Origin of the sequence: Mucilaginibacter sp., assembly GCF_039207105.1 — a bacterium.
GTDB lineage: Bacteria > Bacteroidota > Bacteroidia > Sphingobacteriales > Sphingobacteriaceae > Mucilaginibacter.
The window spans coordinates 1,193-2,343 of record NZ_JBCECK010000305.1; the positions used below are offsets into that span (position 1 = coordinate 1,193).

The 1,151-nt window shown below is 50.4% G+C and carries 1 protein-coding gene and 1 pseudogene; both read right to left on the minus strand.

Going from position 1 to position 1,151, the window contains the following annotated elements:
- A pseudogene (locus tag AAGC65_RS25915) lies at window positions 1–106 on the minus strand (conjugative transposon protein TraK); the annotation flags it as partial.
- Between the two features lie 4 nt (window positions 107–110).
- A partial coding sequence (traJ, locus tag AAGC65_RS25920) for a conjugative transposon protein TraJ (RefSeq protein WP_343115351.1) occupies window positions 111–1,151 on the minus strand: 1,041 nt, incomplete at its 5' end.

Sequence of the window (1,151 nt, forward strand, 5' to 3'; positions counted from 1 at the left end):
GATAAACCGTGAAGCCAACGGCGATAAAGGCACCGATCACCACAACGATGGTAAAAGCACGGACGTGTTGAAATGCCGTTTCTAGATTTTTGAGTTTTTTGAACATACTATTAGGATTTGCCGGAACTGCCCTTTAGCTTTTCCGAGTTGTAATTATTGGTTTGAGACTTGGATTGCTGCGTGGTTTGCGTCGTATTTCGGGCATTGCTGGCGTTAAAGCTTTGCATTACGGAGCCGCCCAAATACGAAAATGCCATAGAGGCCATAGCCGAGGTCTTTTGAAAAAGCGAATGTCCGCCTACATTCATGATGTAATTGGCGATGCTGGGAACCGTGAAGTAACCTATGATACCGATCAGCAGAAAGATCAGGTAGGCGGTATTGGTGTTCCCGAACTCATTGCCGCCAAGGTTGCCGCTTTGAATGGCCAGCAGCATGTTGACCTGGATCTTGGCTATGATCGCGCCGAAAATATTGGCCACAGGCAACCACATAAATACGTTCACGTAACGGGCGATCCATTGCTTTAGGGTATGCTGGAAACCATCAAAAATGCTTAGGCCGAAACAGAGCGGGCCGAGTATAGCCAGCACGATCAGTTTGAAAGTGCGGATGGTGTCGAGGCAGAGCGCGGCGGCCTGGAATAATACATTAAGCACCTCGTAAATAAATTTGCGCGCCCAGTTCTTGATGCTCCAGCCCGAAAAGGCATCCGATATCGGGTTGCCTGCGCTGGTATCTGTGCCGTCCGGGTGGCTGTACTGGTACCATTTATCCGGATCAGAATTCAATTCGTTTGGCGTTTGCTCACCTTCGGTTTGCGGTTGGTCGCTTAACAGCCGTTCAATAGCCTGATTGGAATTGGTGACCATGTTCTCCGTCGCGGTCACCACAGGTTGCAAGACGCCGTTCATCAATTGCAGCACCAATGGAAAAAAGGCGACGCAAAAACCGATAGCGAAAGGCCGTAGCAAGGGATAAACATCTACCGGTTCGGCGGCGGCCAAATGTTTCCAGATTCTTGCACCAATATACCATAGGGCGGCAAAACCGCCGATGGCGCGTGCTACCCCGATCATGCCGCTGCAAAGCGGGATCATCTGGTCATAAAGTTGCCTTAACATGCCCTGCAGGCTGTGCAGGTCATCGGC